The sequence below is a fragment of the Endozoicomonas sp. ONNA1 genome (assembly GCF_024606325.1).
GTDB lineage: Bacteria > Pseudomonadota > Gammaproteobacteria > Pseudomonadales > Endozoicomonadaceae > Endozoicomonas_A.
In genome coordinates, this window is record NZ_JAHHPN010000812.1 from 1 (window position 1) to 1882 (window position 1882).

The 1882-nt window shown below is 47.2% G+C and carries 4 protein-coding genes; all 4 read left to right on the forward strand.

Annotation, left to right across the window (positions count from 1 at the left end):
• Window positions 1-319: NAD(P)H-dependent glycerol-3-phosphate dehydrogenase (locus KDK19_RS19285; RefSeq protein WP_368736478.1), on the forward strand; the 319-nt coding region annotated here is incomplete at its 5' end.
• Between the two features lie 77 nt (window positions 320-396).
• Window positions 397-702, forward strand: a complete 306-nt coding sequence (locus KDK19_RS19290) for a DUF4389 domain-containing protein (RefSeq protein ID WP_257252630.1) — start codon at window positions 397-399, stop codon at window positions 700-702.
• 86 nt (window positions 703-788) lie between these two features.
• Window positions 789-1232, forward strand: coding sequence for a phosphohistidine phosphatase SixA (sixA, locus tag KDK19_RS19295; protein ID WP_257252631.1), 444 nt, complete (start codon window positions 789-791; stop codon window positions 1230-1232).
• Between the two features lie 237 nt (window positions 1233-1469).
• A partial coding sequence (locus KDK19_RS19300; RefSeq protein WP_257292656.1) for an ATP-binding cassette domain-containing protein occupies window positions 1470-1882 on the forward strand: 413 nt, incomplete at its 3' end.

The window sequence follows — 1882 nt, forward strand, 5'->3', positions numbered from 1 at the left end:
AACCGCTTTCTGTCTGACCTGTTGTAAAGTGTTCACTCCCTCAGCCACCTGTACATCCAGCCTCAGTCGGAATTTCAGGGTAGGTTATGCTCTGGGTCAGGGGAAAACCCTGAAAGAGGCAGAAGCTGAGCTGGGTCAGGTAGCTGAGGGAGTGAACACTTTACAACAGGTCAGACAGAAAGCGGTTGAGCTTGAAGTCTATATGCCGATTGTTGAGGCATTGCACATGGTTATTTTCGAAGAGTTTAATGTCAATCAGCTGGTGCGCGGTATGATGCTCCGGGAGCAGAAAACCGACGTCGAGTTTATGGTCAGATGAAGGTCGGGAAGACTTTTCTTCCAGTTACTTTCAACTAATGGTGGATATCCATTAACAAAAACGGTGAGGGTTTTTATATGGATAAGAAAGTGTTTGATAATCTGAAATCAGAGTCTCGGTGGCTCAGGCTATTGTTCATGGTGTTGTTTTACATGTTGGCCTATATTGTCGGATTTCTGATTTTATTGATTGCCATTATTCAGGTGGTGCATGGGTTTATTAAATCTGAACCGAACTCACGATTACTGGATTTAAGTGCAGGTCTGAATCAATACTTTTATCAGATTATCCAGTTTGTTACTTACAATGATGACACCAAGCCTTATCCGTTCAGCGACTGGCCGGGAGAGAAAGAGCCAGTCAATGACCAGGAAGGTGTCTGAAATCGGCTTGAGTCACTCTGGTTTATCTATAGTCGTTCGTATACCTGGTCGTATATCAGCACTCATAAGCAGGCAGGTACCCAATAATGAAACTGATCGTAATGCGTCATGGGCAAGCCAGTTGGTCAGCGCCAAATGATCAGGAAAGGCCTTTAACGGAAGTGGGTCAGCAGGAAGTGCTCAGCACAGCTTCGAAGCTGACCCACCTCGGCATCAGCAGGGTACTGGCCAGTCCTTATCTCAGGGCTCAGCAATCTGGCAGGATTCTGGCTGAAACTCTGGAGTGTACTCTGGAAACACTGGATTGCATTACTCCCGACGCTGATCCGATGGCCGTGATCTCAGAACTGCCTGTGCAAGGGAATATCGCACTGGCCAGTCATATGCCTCTGGTGGGGGCTTTAACCAGTTTGCTCTGTGAAGGAGCGATTCATCAGGGACCTGGCTTTATGACCGGCAATGCAGCAGTACTTGAGATGGAGCTGCCAGGACCGGGGTTGGCAACATTGATTGAGATGGTGGCGCCCTGAAATCATTCTGTCCTGCGCCACTTAGGATGATCTTTCTCATAACCGATTTGGTTGTTTACGATCTACTCTCATTCTACCTTTTCGTGCTTCCCATGGCATGGGTGTCAGAAGTTTATTCTGCATTGTATTCACGACTGATTTTTTTGGCTCATGAGTCTTTAGCAGGTATGCTTGCGGCATTATTAATTCTGTGTCATTGCCGTTGCAGGACATTGAAAAGGACAGGTTAACCTGATAATGCCGTTACTGAGATTTGACAATATAAACCTTGCCTATGGTGATCAGCCCCTGATGTATGGAGCCGATTTTCAGATACGTAAAGGTGAACGGGTCTGTTTGTTGGGGCGAAATGGTGCGGGCAAGTCCACCATGATGAAACTGGTATCCGGCAAAATCGATGCGGATGATGGCAGCATCTGGCGAAAACCCGGGATGCGTATTGGCATTCTGAACCAGGATCTTCCTGAGCAGGATGAGAAAAAAGTCTACGATGTCGTGGCTTCTGGCCTTGAAGAAGTGGGGGAGTGGATCAGTCAGTTTCATGAACTGTCCCAGAATATCCAGTCTGATGAAGATATGAAGGCGCTGGAAAAAGTTCAGCAAAAACTGGAAGCGGCCGATGGCTGGAGTCTTCAGCAGAAGGTGGACAA